Annotated in this window: 15 protein-coding genes; 7 read left to right on the top strand and 8 right to left on the bottom strand. The window is 72.9% G+C overall.

Annotated elements, in window-relative coordinates; all coding sequences use genetic code 11:
- Positions 1 to 63: 63 nt before the first annotated feature.
- Entirely contained in the window at positions 64 to 1,095 is a 1,032-nt protein-coding gene (locus AB1460_RS10735; RefSeq protein ID WP_368960724.1) for a sigma-70 family RNA polymerase sigma factor, read from the top strand.
- Between the two features lie 30 nt (positions 1,096 to 1,125).
- On the opposite strand, the gene AB1460_RS10730 is transcribed toward AB1460_RS10735, so the two are convergent.
- Positions 1,126 to 1,485, bottom strand: coding sequence for an STAS domain-containing protein (locus AB1460_RS10730; protein WP_368960722.1), 360 nt, complete (start codon positions 1,483 to 1,485; stop codon positions 1,126 to 1,128).
- Positions 1,486 to 1,580: 95 nt separating this feature from the next.
- On the bottom strand, positions 1,581 to 2,519 hold the full coding sequence (locus AB1460_RS10725) for a sulfotransferase family protein (protein WP_368960720.1): 939 nt from the start codon (positions 2,517 to 2,519) through the stop codon (positions 1,581 to 1,583).
- A 248-nt stretch (positions 2,520 to 2,767) separates the two neighbouring features.
- Between AB1460_RS10725 and AB1460_RS10720 the strand changes: the two genes are divergently transcribed.
- The 3 genes from AB1460_RS10720 to AB1460_RS10710 all read left to right on the top strand — a co-directional run bounded on the left by AB1460_RS10720 (position 2,768) and on the right by AB1460_RS10710 (position 6,523).
- Positions 2,768 to 3,688, top strand: a complete 921-nt coding sequence (locus AB1460_RS10720) for a hypothetical protein (protein WP_368960719.1) — start codon at positions 2,768 to 2,770, stop codon at positions 3,686 to 3,688.
- Positions 3,689 to 3,799: 111 nt separating this feature from the next.
- Complete coding sequence (locus AB1460_RS10715; protein WP_368960718.1) at positions 3,800 to 5,749, top strand: amino acid transporter; 1,950 nt, start codon at positions 3,800 to 3,802, stop codon at positions 5,747 to 5,749.
- Positions 5,750 to 5,773: 24 nt separating this feature from the next.
- Complete coding sequence (locus AB1460_RS10710; RefSeq protein WP_420497242.1) at positions 5,774 to 6,523, top strand: VIT1/CCC1 transporter family protein; 750 nt, start codon at positions 5,774 to 5,776, stop codon at positions 6,521 to 6,523.
- A 153-nt stretch (positions 6,524 to 6,676) separates the two neighbouring features.
- Here AB1460_RS10710 and AB1460_RS10705 read toward each other — a convergent pair whose 3' ends face one another.
- The 4 genes from AB1460_RS10705 to AB1460_RS10690 form a co-directional block, all read right to left on the bottom strand.
- Positions 6,677 to 8,173: a class I adenylate-forming enzyme family protein gene (locus AB1460_RS10705; RefSeq protein WP_368960716.1), complete on the bottom strand. Its 1,497-nt coding sequence runs from the start codon at positions 8,171 to 8,173 to the stop codon at positions 6,677 to 6,679.
- 15 nt (positions 8,174 to 8,188) lie between these two features.
- Complete coding sequence (locus AB1460_RS10700) at positions 8,189 to 8,503, bottom strand: hypothetical protein (RefSeq protein ID WP_368960714.1); 315 nt, start codon at positions 8,501 to 8,503, stop codon at positions 8,189 to 8,191.
- A gap of 198 nt (positions 8,504 to 8,701) precedes the next feature.
- Entirely contained in the window at positions 8,702 to 10,111 is a 1,410-nt protein-coding gene (locus AB1460_RS10695) for a TetR/AcrR family transcriptional regulator (RefSeq protein ID WP_420497241.1), read from the bottom strand.
- Positions 10,112 to 10,371: 260 nt separating this feature from the next.
- Positions 10,372 to 11,391 carry an SAM-dependent methyltransferase gene (locus AB1460_RS10690; protein WP_368960710.1) on the bottom strand — a complete coding sequence of 340 codons (1,020 nt, stop codon included), beginning with the start codon at positions 11,389 to 11,391 and terminating at the stop codon, positions 10,372 to 10,374.
- Between the two features lie 353 nt (positions 11,392 to 11,744).
- Here AB1460_RS10690 and AB1460_RS10685 point away from each other — a divergent pair, with 353 nt between their 5' ends.
- Positions 11,745 to 12,239 (top strand): pyridoxamine 5'-phosphate oxidase family protein, encoded by a 495-nt coding sequence (locus AB1460_RS10685; RefSeq protein WP_026310741.1) that lies wholly within the window; start codon positions 11,745 to 11,747, stop codon positions 12,237 to 12,239.
- A gap of 10 nt (positions 12,240 to 12,249) precedes the next feature.
- Here the strand turns inward: AB1460_RS10685 and AB1460_RS10680 are convergent, their stop codons facing one another.
- Both AB1460_RS10680 and AB1460_RS10675 read right to left on the bottom strand, forming a co-directional pair.
- Positions 12,250 to 12,930 (bottom strand): metalloprotease, encoded by a 681-nt coding sequence (locus AB1460_RS10680; RefSeq protein ID WP_368960708.1) that lies wholly within the window; start codon positions 12,928 to 12,930, stop codon positions 12,250 to 12,252.
- A 258-nt stretch (positions 12,931 to 13,188) separates the two neighbouring features.
- Complete coding sequence (locus tag AB1460_RS10675; RefSeq protein ID WP_368960706.1) at positions 13,189 to 14,022, bottom strand: lysophospholipid acyltransferase family protein; 834 nt, start codon at positions 14,020 to 14,022, stop codon at positions 13,189 to 13,191.
- A 95-nt stretch (positions 14,023 to 14,117) separates the two neighbouring features.
- Here AB1460_RS10675 and AB1460_RS10670 point away from each other — a divergent pair, with 95 nt between their 5' ends.
- Positions 14,118 to 14,852, top strand: a complete 735-nt coding sequence (locus AB1460_RS10670; protein ID WP_368960704.1) for a TetR/AcrR family transcriptional regulator — start codon at positions 14,118 to 14,120, stop codon at positions 14,850 to 14,852.
- 329 nt (positions 14,853 to 15,181) lie between these two features.
- Positions 15,182 to 17,377, top strand: a complete 2,196-nt coding sequence (locus tag AB1460_RS10665) for an ATP-dependent RecD-like DNA helicase (protein ID WP_420497240.1) — start codon at positions 15,182 to 15,184, stop codon at positions 17,375 to 17,377.
- Positions 17,378 to 17,564: the final 187 nt, after the last annotated feature.

The raw sequence follows: 17,564 nt of genomic DNA, 5'->3' as shown, positions 1-17,564 counted from the left end.
AGCAGGCGGTACCGGCGATCAGGGCAGGCCAGCCGGGTCGTCTCAGAGGAGTGAGGGTGTGCGATGAGCGAGGTTCTTTCGGACCCGCGGGCTGATGAGCCCGCCACCGGCGAGGCCCGGGCCGAGGCCGCGAGCCTGCTGGAGCCCTTCCGCCGGGAGCTGACCGGTTACTGCTACCGGATGCTCGGCTCACCGTTCGACGCGCAGGACGCGGTGCAGGAGACGATGATCCGTGCCTGGCGCGGCCTCGACCGGTTCGAGGGGCGCTCGGCGCTGCGGTCGTGGCTCTACCGCATCGCGACCAACGTGTGCCTGACGATGCTCAGCGCCGGCCAGCGCCGGGCCCGCCCGATGGATCTGGCCGGCCCGTCCACCGCCCAGACCGCGCTGCGCGCCCCGCTGCCGGAGACGGCCTGGATCGTGCCCGCGCCGGACGGGCAGGTCCTCGCCAGCGGCACCGACACCACCGACCCGGCCGACCTGGCCGACCGCCGTGAGACGGTGCGGCTCGCCTTCGTCGCGGCGCTGCAGCATCTGCCGGCGCGCCAGCGCGCGGTCCTGATCCTGCGGGAGGTGTTCGGCTGGTCGGCGAGCGAGACCGCGCAGCTGCTGGACTCGTCGGTCGCCTCGGTCAACAGCGCGCTGCAGCGAGCGCGGGCCACGATCGCCTCCGCCGGGATCTCCGAGGCGGAGCCGCTGCGCCCCGCCGACGACGCGCAGCGCGCCCTGCTCGCCCGCTACGTCGACGCCTTCGAGCGGTACGACATCGAGTCGCTGGTGGCGCTCCTGCACGAGGATGTGACGATGTCCATGCCCCCGCTGGACCTCTGGCTGCGCGGCCACGCCGACGTCCGCGGCTGGCTGGTCGGCACCGGCAGCGGCTGCGCGGGCTCGCGGCTCGTGGCGACCGTCGCGAACGGTCACCCGGCGTTCGGGCAGTACCGGCCGAGCGCCACCGGTTCCGGCCACGACGCCTGGGGGCTGGTGGTGCTGGAGATCTCGGCCGGCCGGGTCGCCGGCATCAACACCTTCCTGGACGTCGAGCGGGTGTTTCCGCTGTTCGGTCTGCCCGGGCACATCTCGGGGCCGGCGTAGGCGGGCCGGTGCGGGCCCGCCCCCGCCCGGTCAGGGGCGGTCGCCGCCCGGTGGGCCGTCGGCTGGTCGCCCGTCGAGCAGCTGGGTGAGTCCGGTCAGCCAGAGCAGCTCGCGCAGCGCCGGCGGGGCGACCACCCGCAGCGCCCGGCCGTGGCGACGGGCGAGGAGGGTCAGTCGGGCGACCGTCTCGACCAGGACGGCGTCCACCCCCTCGACGGCGGACGCGTCCAGGACGACGGGCGGGCTGGTGTGGTCACGGAGCAGTGCCTCCAGCCGTCCGCACAGGTCGGGCAGGGCCGCCCGGTGCAGCAGCGCGGGCAGCCTGAGCACGGAGCTGCCGCCGTCGCCCGCGGCCGGGAGCGGCGGCAGGGCTGAGGTGTCGTCGGGCATGACCGGGCCTCCCGTCCGCGGGGGAGCAGATGGCTCGCCCACCGGCGCCACCTGTCCACAGACAGAGACCGCCGGGCCGCCGGGAACTCATCGGCTCAGTCGTCGAAGAGCTCCGGTTCGAGGCCGGCGGTGAGCCAGTCCGCGTAGAACTCGCCGGTGACCTGCTCCAACAGGGCGATGTCCTCGACGAAGAAGGGCAGGATCGCGGCCCGCTGCGCGGGTGTGATCGTGGGCCGGCCACCCCGCTGGCGCTGCAGGGCCCGCAGCAGCGGCCGGTGGACCGTCGTCCGGACCCGGGATGGGAAGTGGTGGCCGATCCGCCCACCGGTGCGCAGCACGGCCCGCAGACCGGCGTTGACCGCGGTGTCGGCGACGTAGGGGGTCACGTTCTCGGACGGGACGGCGTCCAGCAGCCCGGTCTGCACGCCGAGGAAGTCGCACACCCGGTCCAGCGTCCGCACGGGGGAGTCCCGCAGGTCGCGGTAGCGCAGCAGCAGGACCTGCTCGCGGCCGAACAGGGTGAGCAGGTGCTCCAGCTGACGCCCGTAGAGCCCCTGTCCGAGGTAGTGCCAGAAGTGGGCCCAGCCGTCGGCGCGGCGGCGTTCCTCCAGCGCGCAGGCCCGGACGAAGTCGCGCTCGGGCTCCAGGCCCGCGGCCCACAGATGCGTCCAGTTGGAATGGGCGCGGTCGACGGGGTTGCGCAGCATCACGATCAGCTTCGCCTTCGGGACGAGCCGGCGGATGCGGTTCTGCGCGTCCAGGTCATACAGGTAGAACGGCGTCGCCTCGCCACACAGCGCCTCGGCGGGCGCGGGCGCGAACAGGGCCTCGTAGTCCGCGCGGCGCCAGACGTGCTCCTGATAGGTCTGGGCGTCGCCGGGGCCGCCGCGGGCGGGCGGCGGCCCGTCGGACAGGAAGAACTTGGGTTCCTTCACCCGCGACAGGTACAGCTCGGGGTGGCGGGTGAGTGCGGCGTGCATGGCGGTGGTGCCGGCCTTGGGCACCCCGAGCACGAAGAAGTCGGGCAGGGCCATCGGTCGTAACGCTCCCAGGGGCCGACGTGGCGGTGGCGGGCACCGCGGTGACCAGGCCGGAGCAGCATAAGTACTTTCTCGATCGGGAAACACCGAAAACGCCGATCCCGTGGCGGACGACGCAGCGGGCCCGGCCCCCCGGACCGGCCACCTGGCCTGGCCGGCTGGACCGGGCGGTGGAGCGAGGGCGGGGCGCGGGGCCGCGGCGTCCAACGGCAGTTGTCTACCAGCTAAGTAGGATGCGGCGCGTGGTGACGTACGAGACCGGCCAGACCGCCCCGGACATCCCTCTGCCGACCCAGGACCGCGCCGTGACGGTGGTGGCGCCGCCCGGTGACGGCCCGGGCTACTGGGCGGGAGCGCCGAGCGCCGTCCTCGCGGATGGCGTGTTCTACCTCGCCTACCGGCTGCGGCGTCCCGTCGGGCACGGCCGTGGATACGCGGTGATGATCGCCCGCTCGGTCGACGGTGAACAGTTCACACCGCTCCAGCGGATCGACCGGGACGACTTCCCCGCGGAGTCGCTGGAGCGGCCGGCACTGGTGCGCGCTCCGGACGGCCGCTGGCGGCTCTACGTGAGCTGCGCCACGCCCGGCAGCCCGCACTGGTGGGTCGACGTGCTGGAGGCGGACACCCCCGACGGGTTCGACCCGGCCACGCGGCGGACCGTCCTGCCCGGTGACCGGGCGACGGCGGTGAAGGACCCGGTCGTCGTCTGGCATGACGGGCAGTGGCATCTGTGGGCGTCCTGCCACCTGCTGGACGACCCCGCCGCGACCGACCGCATGGACAGCCGCTACGCGACCAGCCCCGACGGGGTGTCGTGGACGTGGCACGGCACCGCGCTCGCGCCGCGGGCCGGCGCCTGGGACGCCCGCGGCGTGCGTATCGCCTCGGTCGTCGTCGGCTCCGACGGCGGCACCTTCGCCTACTACGACGGCCGGGCCAGCGCGGCGGAGAACTGGTCCGAGCGCACCGGTCTCGCGGTCGGCACCTTCGAACGGTTCGAACCGGTCGGGGACGGGCCGGTGGCGGTCTCGCCGCACGGCGGCGCGCTACGGTACGTCAGCGTGGTGGCACTGCCCGGCGGCGGCTACCGGCTCTACTACGAGCAGGCCCGCGCCGACGGGTCCCACGAGCTGCGCACCGAGGTGTACCCACCGCGCTGACCCAGCGCCGCGATCGACCGGGGGCCCACCGCCGTGCCGTCAGCGCCAGGGCCGCCCGGGCCGACCACACCCGCCGCGACCACACCCGCTGGGCCCGGCCCGCCCCCTGGCGTGACCACGCCGGCCGGTCCGACGGCGCGTCAGCGGCTGGGGGACTGGTTGCTCGCTGGGTCCGAGCAGGCCCGCCGGCACAGCGGCCCCCACACCCAGCCCGAACCCGAGCACCAGCGGCACCACTGGCTGCGGGTCATGTGCCTGACCGGGGTGGACTACTTCTCCACCCTTGGCTACCAGCCCGGTATCGCGCTGCTCGCGGCCGGCGCGCTGAGTCCCGTCGCGACCGCGGTGCTCGTCGTGGTCACCCTGTGCGGTGCCCTGCCGGTCTACCGCCGGGTGGCGGCGGAGAGCCCACACGGCGAGGGCTCGATCGCCATGCTCGAGAAGCACCTTTCCTGGTGGAAGGGAAAGCTGCTGGTCCTGGTGCTGCTCGGCTTCGCCTGCACCGACTTCCTGATCACGATCACACTCTCGGCGGCGGATGCCTCCGCCCACCTCCTCGAGAACCCGTACGCGCCGGACGTCTTCGCCGGCCACCACGTGGCGCTGACGCTTCTGCTGCTCGTGGCACTCGCCGCCGTGTTCCTGCGCGGGTTCACCGAGGCGGTGGGCGTCGCGACCATCCTGGTCGCGGTCTACCTCGTCCTGAGCCTGACCGTGATCTCGGTGTCGCTGGTCAAGGTCGCGAGCCATCCCTCCCTGCTCGGGGACTGGCACCGGCTGCTCGTCGCCGAGCACCCGAACCCGGCGGCGATGGCGGGCGTCGCGCTGATCGTCTTTCCGAAGCTCGCGCTCGGGCTCTCCGGCTTCGAGACGGGTGTGGCGGTGATGCCGCTGATCCGCGGCGCGCCCGGCGACACGGAGGACCGGCCCGCCGGGCGGATCCTCGGCGCCCGGCGGCTGCTCACCACGGCGGCGCTGATCATGGCGGTGCTGTTGCTCTCCAGCAGCCTCGCGACCGCCGTCCTCGTTCCGGAGCGGCTCGCCGAGCCGGGCGGGCCGGCGAACGGGCGGGCGCTCGCCTACCTCGCCCACCAGGAGCTGGGCAACGCGTTCGGCACCGCCTACGACGTCAGCACGATCGCCATCCTGTGGTTCGCCGGGGCGTCGGCGATGGCCGGCCTGCTCAACCTGGTGCCGCGCTACCTGCCCCGGTACGGCATGGCACCGCACTGGGCCCGCGCGATCCGTCCGCTCGTGCTCGTGTTCACCACGGTGGGGTTCGTGGTGACCATCGTCTTCGACGCGAGCGTGGACAAACAGGCAGGCGCCTACGCGACCGGTGTGCTGGTGCTGATCACCTCGGCATCGGTCGCGGTCACCCTCTCCGCGTCCCGCCGCGGTGACCGGCGGGCCACCGGAGTCTTCGGTGTGATCTCCGCGGTGTTCGTCTACACGACCGTCGCCAACATCATCGAGCGGCCGGACGGCCTGATCATCGGATCGATCTTCATCGTGACGATCCTGGTGGTGTCGTTCCTGTCCCGGGCCGTGCGCTCGTTCGAGCTGCGGGTGACCGGTGTCGAACTCGACCCGACGGCTGCCCGCTGGGTGGCGGAGGCGTCGCGGGCCGGGCCACTGCATCTGGTCGCCAACGAGTTCGACACCGGTGACGCCGCCGAGTACGCGGACAAGGCCAGCAAGGCCCACGAGCAGCTGCATGTGCCGGGCGCCCAGCATCTGCTGTTCCTGGAGGTGGCCGTCCTCGACTCGTCGGAGTTCGAGAGCGAGCTCACCGTCCACGGCCGCCAGCGGCACGGGTACCGCATCCTGCGGCTGACCAGTACTTCGGTACCGAACGCCATCGCGGCGCTGCTGCTGCACCTGCGGGACACGACGGGTGCGCGGCCGCACGTGTACTTCGAGTGGTCCGAGGGAAACCCGGTGCAGAACCTGGCCCGCTTCGTGTTCGCCGGCGTCGGGGAGGTCGCCTCCACCACGCGGGAGATCCTGCGCGAGGCCGAGCCGGACCCGGAGCGCCGCCCGTTCGTGCACGTCGGCTGACCGCGATCCGTACCCTCGTCTACCGTGGCACCTGACGCGCGCGACCCGAAGCGGTCACCGTCCGAGAGCGGCCACGGATCCGGGAAGCATCATGGGAAGCAGCACGGGCCCGGCAGTGGCTGGCTGCGCCCCGCCGTCTTCGGCGCGATGGACGGGCTGGTCAGCAACGTCGCGCTGATCAGCGGCTTCGCCGGCGGTGCCGCGGCGCGGCCGGCGGTGATTCTGGCCGGCCTCGCGGGCCTCGCCTCCGGCGCCTTCTCGATGGCGACCGGGGAGTACACCTCGGTCCGGTCCCAGAACGAGGCGATGCGGGCCCAGATCGAGGTCGAGCGCCGGGAGCTCGAGCTGTACCCGCAGGCCGAGCAGGCGGAGCTGGCCGCGTTCTTCCGTGCGCAGGGGGTGGAGGAACGAACCGCCGACGCGGTGGCCCGGCAGCTGGGCCGCAGTCCCGACAGCGCGTTGCGGGCCCATGTGCAGAGCGAGCTCGGCCTGGATCCGGACGAGCTCCCGTCACCGCTCGCCGCCGCCGTGGCGTCGTTCGGCGCGTTCGCGCTCGGGGCGCTGATCCCGGTGACGCCGTACCTGCTCGGGTTCGCCTCGTTCGCCGCCGCCGCGCTGCTTGCCGGCCTCGCGCTGTTCCTTCTCGGTGTCGCCGTCAGTCGGTTCACCGACCGGTCGGCGCTCTACAGCGGCGCGCGCCAGCTCCTGCTGGGCTTCACGGCCGCCGCGGCCACCTACGGCGTCGGCATGCTCGTCAACACGTCCGTCGGCTGACCCCGGCCGGGTCGACGGACGGACCCGGACCGCTCGAAAAGCGGGAACAGACCGGCTGAAAAGCGCACAGGCCTCAGGCCTGAGGCGCTGACTGCGCGGGGGCGGGTCGCCGCACCGGCCGATGCCCGGCCCGGCGACCCGCCCCGCGCGCTGTCAGGCGAAGGCCTGCTCCAGCTCGGTGCGCAGTACCCGGCGCAGCAGCTTGCCGTTCTCGTTGAACGGCAGCTCGGTGCGGAACTGGATGTGCTCCGGCGTGCGGCTGGAGCGCAGCTTGGCCCGCACGTGGCTCCGCAGCTCGTCCTCGGTCACCTCACCGGTGACGACGACGGCCGCGACGACCTGCTCGCCCCAGTCGCGGTGCGGGATGCCGACGACCGCGGCCTCCTCGACAGCCGGATGGGTGATCAGGACGGCCTCGATCTCACCCGGCGACATGTTCTCGCCGCCGCGGACGATGACGTCGTCCAGCCGGCCGTGCACGTACAGGTAGCCGCCGGCGTCGAGGTGGCCCTCGTCGCGGGTCGGGAACCAGCCGTCGTTCTCGATCCGGCCGATCCCGAGATACTCGCCGGACACCTGCCCGCCGCGGACCCAGATCTCCCCGTGCTCACCGGTCGGGACCTCGACGCCGGCGGCGTCGCGGATCGAGACCTCGAGGCTCGGCAGCGGGCGCCCGACAGAGCCGAGGCGTGCCCGCACCGCGGGGTCGTCACTGCTGATCGCGGCCTGGTGGTCGTCGGGGCCGAGCACGGCGATGGTGCTGGACGTCTCGGTGAGCCCGTAGGCGTTCACGAACCCGACGCTCGGCAGCATCGTCACCGCGCGCTCGATCACCGGCAGCGGCATCGGACCGCCGCCGTAGGAGATCGACCGCAGCGAGGGCAGGCCCTGCCCGTCGGCCTCGATGACGTCGAGGATCCGGCCGAGCATGGTCGGCACGACCATCGCGTGGGTGACCGCCTCCGCCCGGACCAGGTCGACCCAGGCCCGCGGCTCGAAGCTCTCCAGCTGGACGATGCGGCGCCCCGAGTAGGTGGACGAGCACGCGGCCGACACACCGGCGATGTGGTACGGCGGCACGCTGACGACCGCGACCTCGTCCTCGGCGGAACCGGCGAACTCGACCGTGGTGATCACGTACTCGGTCAGGTTGCGGTGGCGCAGGACGGCGGCCTTCGGCTCGCCGGTCGTGCCGCTGGTGAACAGCAGCACGGCGATGTCCTCGGCGTCGCCGCCCCAGCCGTCAGCCTCCTTCGCCTCGGGATCCGCCCCGATGGCGAGCAGCTCGTCCCGGGTGATCAGGTGGATGCCCTCGATCTCCCCGAGGCGCTCGGCGACGCCGGCCCCGACGACGACCGTGGCGGGGGCGGTGCGGGTGACGATCGCCCGCAGCTGCTCGTCCGCCAGCCGGTAGTTGATCGGCACGAACGGCTTGCCCGCGATCGCCGACCCGAACAGCGTCAGCGGCACGGCCGGGGAGTTCAGGTCGATCAGGCCGACACGGTCGCCGGGCAGGGTTTGCAGGGCGGCGCCGATCCGGCGGGCCCGGTGCGCGAGTTCGGCGAAGGTGAGCCCGCCCACGCTGGGCCCGAGGGCGATGCGGTCGGCCAGGCCGTCCGCCGCCATCTCCAGCAGCATCCCGAGGTGCATGTGCGTTCCCGCCCGTCAGTCAGAGGAGGGGAGCGGCTTGGCGTCCTTCAGTGGCAGCGGCACCTCACCGATCGACAGCGAGCCGGCACCACCCTTCGTGGCCAGCAGCTCCAGGCCCGACTCGGGGTCGGAGAACCGCTTCCCCAGCGGCGTGCCGCCGGAGAACGCCGGGTCGAGAGCAAGCCCGGCGGGAACCTCCGCGCCGACCTCGACCACCGGCTGCCCACCGCAGCGCAGGTCGATCGGGCCGGACGATGGCTTGACTATGATCACCTCGGTGTCGCACACCGTGGACTTGTAACGCGTACCCGGCTTGACCAGGGTGCTCACCCGTGTGACCTCCTCGATCGGGCGTCCCGCCGTGCATTGTGCGGGTGGTCCGTGCGTGGGACAGGCCAACAGGTTATGCGTGTTCTGTACATCACGCGCGAAGTCGCTGCATGCGACAGCGTGACGCCCCGGGGTGACTGACCTGGTCGAACGGCGGCGGTCGAACGGCGGCGGTCGGGCGGTGGCGGTCGAACGGGGCTACGAGGGGGTCTGGCCCGCCGGGCCGGCCGCGGGCGTGGCGGGCGGGCGGAGCCGGGTGCGCTCGAGTGCCGTCGCGACCAGGTCGACGATCCCCGCGACGGGGCGGCCGCGGTCCATGCCGAGCAGCGCCTCGGGCAGCTGCTCGACGAGAGCGAAGAACGCGATGCTCGCCACCTGCGGGTCGAGCGGGTGCGGCAACCGGCCGGCCCCGACGAGACCGCCGTACCCGGTGCGCAGCCGCTCGCCCACCGCGGCCCGGGCCGCCTCCAGCCGCGGATGCTGCGGCTGCTGGTCGAGCCAGATCCGGGTCACACCGAGGTAACGCAGCGCGAAGGTGACGACGTCGGTCAGCCAGCTCCGCAGCGCCAGCGGATCAGGAACGGTGGCCGACCCGGCCCGGCACATCCGGTCGTCGAGTTCGGAGATCGTACGGAGTGCCTGGTCGCTCAGTGCGACCAGCAGGTCGAGTTTCTCGTCGAAATACTTGTAGAAGGTTCCACGGGCGTAGCCGGCGATCGAGACGACGTCATCCACCGAGCATTGGTGGTAACCCTTTTCGGTAAAGCACTCGACGCCCGCGTCGAGCAGTCGGCCGACTGTGGCGGAGGCGCGGCTGCTGAGTGCCGCGAACCTGTCCTCGGGCGGCGGCGGGAGGACCGCGGGGCGAAGCGGTGCGACCGGCGGTGCCGACCAGAGACGTTCACCGGTGCTGGGCGGCCGCGGTGCCGGAATATCGCGCCCCAGCTGGGCGAAAACGGTCGGCGGGGTCTGCGGGAAAAGAAGGAGCTGGACGATCACGGCCAGGCTGTCGGTCAGCTGCTCCGCACCGATCACACCGGCGGCGCCGGCCCGGGGGGAAGGACCGCCCATGCCCGCGGCGCTGGTCGCGGAGCCAGGTGTGGTGCCGGCGGGGCCGCCAGACCGCCCGCCCCGTGCCGCCGGGCCGGCGTGCCTCGCGTAGTTACAGGCGTTCACCAGCGTCGTCAGCATGATGGCCGCATCCGTGGGGTCGATGCCAGACACCCCGGAGGAGGCCAGCCGGCGGGCGATCCGCTCGTGGTAGTCGGCCAGGAAGCGGCTGGCCATGTCCGGGATGGACGTGCCGGGAGAGCTGATGTTCGCCCACTGGACGAACATCGTGGCGTACTTGTCGTAGACCCAGGCCCACTCGCCGAGCCACCAGTGCAGATTGTCGAACCCGAGCTCGGTGGGTTCCAACGGGCCGATCCGGCGGACCACCCGCATGAGTGCGGTTCCGCATTCCTGGAGCAGCTCGACGAAGATCTGCTCCTTGCTCTCAAAATACTGATAGAGCGTGGCGCGGGACACACCGGCAGCCGTGGCGATGTCATCCACCGACGTGCCGTGGAAGCCCTGGGTCTCGAATAGCGCCAGTGCCGTCTCCACGACGCGTGCGCGTGTGCGTGAACCGCGCGTCCCGACCACCGGACTGGTCGGCCCGTAGCTCGATCGTCGAAGGATCTCGTTCTCGGACATCCATGTCAGAGTATGCGAACAGGCGGCATCGCATTCACTTCCGCGCGGCCGGGCGCCCACGTCCGCCGGAAAGTGGAATTGGTCGTGTGCGGCGCGGGCCCGGGCGGCCGGGGTGCGGGCAGACGGGTGTGGCGGGCAGACGGGTGTGGTGGGCTCGGAGTCCGGGTGCGCTACGAAATGTCGCCGCCGTGACCGTTGGAGCCCTGCACAGGGCCCGAGCCGCGGCCCGTGCCGACACCGACACCCGCGCTGACACCCGCGCCGGCGCCCGCGGCGGTCGGTGCGGTGGCGCGGGTGACGCCGGTCTCCTCCCACGACCCGGCCCGGCGGGCTGTCACGAAGTAACCCTCGACTGGCAGCGCGGCGGAGATCGACCGGTTCAGGTTGGCGGCGATCCGGGCGAACGGGGTCTCCCGCCCGCGCCAGCCGTGCGCGCCCAGCCACGCGGGTGACTCTCCTTCGAGCCCGCCCTTCCACAGGTCGGCGAACTGGCCCATCGGGGAGTTCCGCCGGATCTGGTCGAGCATGCCCCCGGCCAGGTTCCTCGCGTCCTCCAACGCGAACCGGCTGGACGGCGCGGAGAGGTCGGTGATCTCGGCCAGCAGCCGCTCGGCCTGGTCCTCCGCCAGATACACGAGGATGCCCTCCGCCAGCCACGCGGTCGGCTCGGCGGGACGGAAGCCAGCCTGGAGCAGCCGGTCGGCCCAGTCCTCGGTCAGGTCGGCAGGGACGACATGGCGCTCGCACCGGGGCCGGACGCCGGTCCCGGCAAGCACCCGCTCCTTGAAGGACATCATGGCCGGCTGGTCCAGCTCGAACAGCCGCGTCCCGGAAGGCCAGGGCAACCGGAAGGCACGGCTGTCGAGGCCGGCGGCCAGGATCACCACCTGCCGGCAGCCCGCGGCCGCGGCGGCGGTCAGCTCGTCGTCGAAGAAGCGGGTGCGGACGACCAGGTAGCTGCTCATGGTCTCGACCAGGTCGTCAGCCCCGTCAGCCTCGCTGGTCGCGTCAGCTCCGTCGGTTCCGTCAGCCCGCAGGGCGCCATGGATGGGTACCGCGTCGCCGGCGGCATCCACGAAGGACCGCGCGAGCCAGTCGTCGAACAGGCGGTCCGGCCGGCAGCTCGCCTCGGCCCGGATCCAGGCCGTCGCGAGCGCTGTCCGGCCCACGCCCTGAGGAACCTCGTCCATGTACTGAAGGTCCATGTACCGAAAGTAGTCGCCTCTTCTCGGATGGTGGTGGCGCCTGGTGGCTACGCCCCCGGACGTGCGCTTTGTCGCCTGGAGCCTGCGTCCGCGTTGATGCGGGCGGCCGGCCGGGAGGCGGCCATCCGGCCCCGCACCGGACCGCCGGACGGCGGATCGGGCGCCGGCCGCACGAACCACCCGAACACGGCGACCGACACTGCCCGCGCCGGGCGGCCCGCGCCTACGGTGGCCCCGTACCCACGCAGAGCCGTCCCCGCGCGCCACCCGGCGGGCGGGCTGCGGACCGCACGACCACGGACCACACGACCACGCACCACACGATCACGGAGGCCGTCATGACGCGGACCGACGCCCCTGCCCCGGCGCCCACCGACCTGGGCGGCATCCCGGGGCAGGACATCCCGCGCGACCACGCCGGCTTCGGCGTCCTCACCTTCGACATCTGCCTGCGGCTTGTCGGCGGGGAGCGGATCGGCCGGGTCGCCTTCTCCGCCGACGGCGAGGTCCTCGTGCTGCCCGTGAACTTCATCGTGGATGGGAACACCATCGCGTTCCGTTCCCGGGTGGGCTCGAAGCTGTCCGCGGCGACCAACCACAGCACCGTCGCCTTCGAGGTGGACGGGTACGACCCCACCGTCCGTGTCGGCTGGAGCGTGCTGATGAACGGCTACGCCGAGGCGGTCCGCGACGACGCCGAGATCGCGCGGCTGGAGGCATCCGGCCTGGCCCCGTGGGCGGCGAACCTCGAGCGGCCGACCTGGGTCCGCATCCACTGGGACTCGGTCTCCGGCCGGACGACGACCCCCGGCCCCGCCACCAGGAGCCGCTGAGCCGCCGGCCTCAGACGGTGCTGACGCTGCCGTCCGGGGACTGCCCGATGTGCCGGCAGGTCGTGATGCCCTGCTGGTAGCCGAGGGAGAACGACTGCGCGCGCTGCGACGGGGTGCCGTGGGCGTCCGGTGCCGACGAACCCTCCTGGTCGAACCAGCCGCCCCGGGTGTCGCCGAGGCTGTAGAACAGCATCGAGCCGTTCACCGCCTCGCTCGAGGTGAGCCGGCCGGCATCCACGGCGTAACGGGCCTGACTGCCGGCGTGGCAGTCCGCCTGGTTCTCCTCGGCGCGGGACACCGGCCCGAGCGTGCCGCTGATCTTGTCCGCGCGGTGGCCCAGCTCATGCATGATCACGAATGCCGGGTAGGAAGGCCCGCCGGTGTCGGAGAGCTGGGCCATGAAGTCCATGCTGTACGCCACGGTGTCGTCCAGCGTGCAGTACAGGGCGTTGTCGGCGAACACCCGCGGATCGTCGACGCCCTCGGCGCAGGCGATTGCCGGGATCTCGCCGTTGCGATAGGGGACGTAGTGCGGCTGGCTCCAGGACGTGCCGAGCTGGCCGCGCCAGTAGCCGTTGACCGAGCCCGGGCAGTCCGCCGACTCGCTGATCAGCGTGGTGACGTCCTCGTTGGACTCGATCCGGCCCCCGCACGCCGCCCCCGGGGTCTGCGCCTGCGCGGCTGCGTTCATCCCCGGCGAAAGACCTGTCCAGCTCCCAAGCAGAAGGATCGAGAGGGCGAATACGGCCACAAAGGCCCTTCTGGCGCGCACGAAGGTCACCGTAAAGGCGGAGGTGCGGCTTTTGTGGCGCGCGATGGCCTGTGCGGATACCCGAAACCGGGGGGATGGCCTTTCCGGGTGCGCTCGGAAACACCTGTCGTGACGGTTCGGCCAGGCCACCGCCACTGTGGCGGCCGCCGCTCCCGGCTTTCGGGTCGGGTGTGACGGTCATCCCGTGCCCGGGGGAGGCGGCACCGACGGGTCACCCGTCGGCCCCGTTGGCGAAGTGCCGATCGCCCCGGGCCGGACACCGCCGAAGCCCCCGAGGGAGGTCGGCCCACCGTCGGGTCCCGGTGCCTTCCGGTGGTCCCCTGCATACCTGTCGACGTACTCCTGCGGCGAGTGCTGGGCGATGACGCGCATCACCTCGTCCGTCACCGCCCGGACCACGGCTCGCTGCCGCATGGAGGGCAGGCCTGAGGTCTCCAGCCCGGCCGGCCCCAGCGCACCGCGGTAGCGAGAGACGTCCAGTGGTTCGCAGACAGTGATGTGAACCCGGCCGCGTCGCCAGCGGCGGCTGCCACGCGGACTCACCTGTGCGCTGCCGGTGATCACCACCGGGACCAGCGGGGCACCCGTGGCGAGCGCGACCCGGGCCACGCCGGTCCGGCCCCGATAGAGCCGTCCGTCCGGGGAGCGGGTTCCCTCCGGGAAGACGCCCCAGACCCCGCCGGCCCGCAGCACCCGCGCGCCCGCGGCGAGTGCCCCCGCCGCGGCGGCGCCTCCGGACCGGTCGACGGGCACCTGCCCCGCAGCGGTGAACATCCAGGCCACCAGTCGGCCGCGGACACCCCGGCCGGTGAAGTACTCCCGCTTGGCGACGAACGAGATCTTCCGGGGAACGAGCCGAACCAGGAAGAAGGAATCCGAGACGGCCAGGTGGTTGCTGGCGAGAATGACCGGCCCGCGGCGCGGAATGTGCTCGGCGCCCGTGACGGTCGGCCGGGACAGCAGTCCGAGGAACGGGCCGATGAGCAGGATTCGGAAAAGCCAGTACCACATGCCGGCTCCGTGGATCAGTGCGGTGAACGGACCGGGAGCCAGGTGGCTCCCGTCGGGTAGACAGTGTCTACCAGTTGGTGGTAGACACTGTCTACATGACGGCTGACGGGTCCCTGCGCGAGCGCCTGGTCGAGGTGGGCGTCGAGATGCTCGACGCGGAGGGCCTGGGCGCGCTTGGCCTGCGCGCGATCGCGCGGCGGGCGGGTGTCTCCCACGGCGCTCCCCGCAGGTACTTCCCCACGCACGCCGCGCTGCTCGCCGCCATCGCGGGCGAAGGGCTGTCTGATCTCTCGTCCCGGTTCGACCGGGTGCTGAGCACGTCATCGCCGGCCCCCGACTCGACCGGCGTCACCTTCGGCGCCAGCGTGGCCGCGGACCGGGCGGTGCGCGTCGGGATCGAGTACGTCCGCTTCGCGCGCGAGCGACCCGGCATGTTCGAGCTGATGTTCCGACACGATCTCCTGGTCGGCTCCGGGGAGAACCTTCGCTCCCGCAGCCTGCCGATGGTCGAGCACTGGACGGGCCTCGTCGCCGCGGTGCTCGCCGAGCGCGCTGCTGGCCCGCCCGCGGAGGGCCCGCGAGCCGGCGGGCCGCCAGCGGGTGGTCTCGTCGTGGCTGGTTCGGGGGTGGACGACCCGCCGCCGACCGGCTCGGAGCGGGCCCGCCGGCAGGCGCTGCTCGCCTGGACGCACCTGCACGGCATCGCCGTGCTCGCGGCCCGGCACAGCCTGGACCTGGTCACCGGATCATCCGACCCCACGGACATGGTCGTCGAGGCGCTCGGCGCCCACCTGTTCGCGGGCCCGGGGGCGGAGGCCGTCGGGTGGTGACCCGGCAGCCGTAGCCGGCGGGCCGATGGGCGAGGATGGCGGGATTCCCGCCGCTGCCGCCGGGGCGCGGCGCCCGGCGCGTCCGCCGGTTCAGGTACCGGCGGGAATCAGTCGGACAGTCCAAGCCCCGCGGAGACAACGTGCACCGTCCCGAATCCGGCCCGCCCCCCGGCTCCGCGCCCGTGGATGCGCCGCCCGCCGGGCCGCGGCCTGCCGATTCGCGGCCCGCCGGGTCACCGTCCGCCGGGTCACCGTCCGCCGGTTCGCCTCCGGGCCGGGGGCGCCCCGCCCCGCAGGGCCCGGCCGGACGCCCACCGTTCCAGCTGGCAGTGCTCGAGGCTGTCCTGGAACGGGTCACCTTCGCGAACGAGGAGACCGGCTACACCGTCGCCCGGGTCGACACCGGGCGCGGCGGCGAGCTGCTGACCGTCGTCGGGGCGCTGCTCGGCGCGCAGCCGGGGGAGTCGCTGCGGATGCGCGGGCGGTGGGGGTCGCACCCGCAGTACGGCCGCCAGTTCCAGGTCGAGGACTACACCACCGTCCTGCCGGCGAGCATCCAGGGCATCCAGCGCTACCTGGGCTCCGGGCTGGTCAAGGGGATCGGGCCGCGCTTTGCCGAGCGGATCGTCGACCACTTCGGCACCGCCGCGCTGGACGTCATCGAGAGCACGCCGGAGCGGCTGATCGAGGTGCCGGGCCTGGGCCCGAAACGCACGAAGGCGATCGCGGCCGCCTGGGAGGAGCAGAAGGCCATCAAGGAGGTCATGCTGTTCCTCCAGGGTGTGGGGGTCTCCACCTCGTTGGCCGTGAAGATCTACAAGAAGTACGGGGATGCCTCGATCGGTGTCGTGCGTACCGAGCCGTACCGGCTGGCGGCGGACGTGTGGGGCATCGGCTTCCGCACCGCGGACACGATCGCGCAGGCCGTCGGCATCCCGCACGACAGTCCCCAGCGGATCAAGGCCGGTCTGCTGTTCACCCTGTCCGAGGCGACCGACGGCGGCCACTGCTTCCTGCCGGAGAACCGCCTCATCAGTGACGCCGTGCGCATCCTGGGCGTCGACACCGGCGCGGTGATCGAGAGCCTCGCCGAGCTGGTCGCCGAGGAGGGAGTGACCCGGGAGGAGGTTCCCGGCGAGGACCCGGAACAGCCCGTCACCGCGGTCTACCTGGTGCCGTTCCACCGGGCCGAGGTCTCGGTGGCGGCGCAGCTCCTGCGGCTGCTGCGGGCTGGCACCGACCGTCTCGGCGCGTTCGCCACCGTCGACTGGGAGCGGGCGCTGGACTGGCTGCGCGGGCGCACCGGTTCCGAGCTGGCCGAGGCGCAGCGTGCCGCGGTCGCCCTCGCGCTCACCTCTCGGGTGGCCGTCCTGACCGGTGGCCCGGGCTGCGGGAAGAGCTTCACCGTCCGCTCCGTCGTCGAGCTCGCCCGCGCGCGGGGGGCGAAGGTCGTGCTCACCGCCCCGACCGGACGGGCCGCCAAGCGGCTCGCCGAGCTCACGGGGCATGAGGCGTCCACCGTGCACCGGCTGCTGGAGCTGCGCCCCGGCGGCGATGCCGCCTTCGACCGCGACCGGCCCCTCGACGCCGATCTCATCGTGGTCGACGAGGCGTCCATGGTCGATCTGCTGCTGGCCAACAAACTGATCAAAGCGGTCGCGCCCGGCGCGCACCTGCTGCTCGTCGGGGACGTCGACCAGCTCCCGTCGGTCGGCGCCGGGCAGGTGCTCCGCGACCTGCTCGCGCCGGGCACCCCCATTCCGCACGTCCGGCTGACCCAGGTGTTCCGCCAGGCCAGTGAGTCGGGCGTGGTCACCAACGCGCACCGGATCAACCGCGGCGACCATCCGCTCGTCCGCGGGTTCGACGACTTCTTCCTCTTCACCGCCGAGGACGCCGAGGAGGCCGCCCGCCTCACCGCCGACGTGGTGGCCCGGCGCATTCCGGCGAAGTTCGGCCTGGACCCGCGGCGTGACATCCAGGTCCTCGCCCCGATGCACCGCGGCCCGGCCGGCGCGGGCGCGCTCAACATTGCGCTGCAGGAGGCGCTCACCCCGAGCCGGCCCGGCCGGCCCGAGCGCAGGTTCGGCGGGCGGGTCTTCCGGGTCGGCGACAAGGTCACCCAGATCCGCAACAACTACGACAAGGGCGCGAACGGGGTGTTCAACGGGACCCTCGGCGTCGTCACCGCGCTCGACGACGAGAACCAGACGCTCACCGTGCGCACGGACGAGGACGAGGACGTCGACTACGCCTTCACCGAGCTGGACGAACTGGTCCACGCCTACGCGGTGACGATCCACCGCTCGCAGGGCAGCGAATACCCGGCCGTGGTGATCCCGCTGACCACCAGCGCCTGGATGATGCTGCAGCGCAACCTGCTGTACACGGCGGTCACCCGGGCGAAGAAGCTGGTCGTGCTGGTGGGATCGCGGCGTGCGATCGGCCAGGCGGTCCGCTCGGCCGGGCATGGCCAGCGGCACACCGCCCTCGCTCACCGTCTCCACGCCGCCGCCGGCGACTGACCGCCGGCCGCGCCGCGCCCGGTGACTGACCGCCGGCCGCGCCGCGCCCGGCGGCTCCGTGCCGTGCCGCTCCGTGCCGCGCTGGGGCGGTCCCGGGCAATGCCGGACCTCAGTGCTGTTCCGTCCGCCCGCCCGCGTACCCTGCGCGCAGGGGTCGATGGTGTCGGGAACGGTGGAGAGGCGGGGG

The sequence above is a fragment of the Parafrankia sp. FMc2 genome, assembly GCF_041008525.1.
Classification (GTDB): Bacteria; Actinomycetota; Actinomycetes; order Frankiales; family Frankiaceae; genus Parafrankia.
Note: the sequence above shows the minus strand (reverse complement) of the source record. Positions and strands in the feature narration are given on the sequence as shown.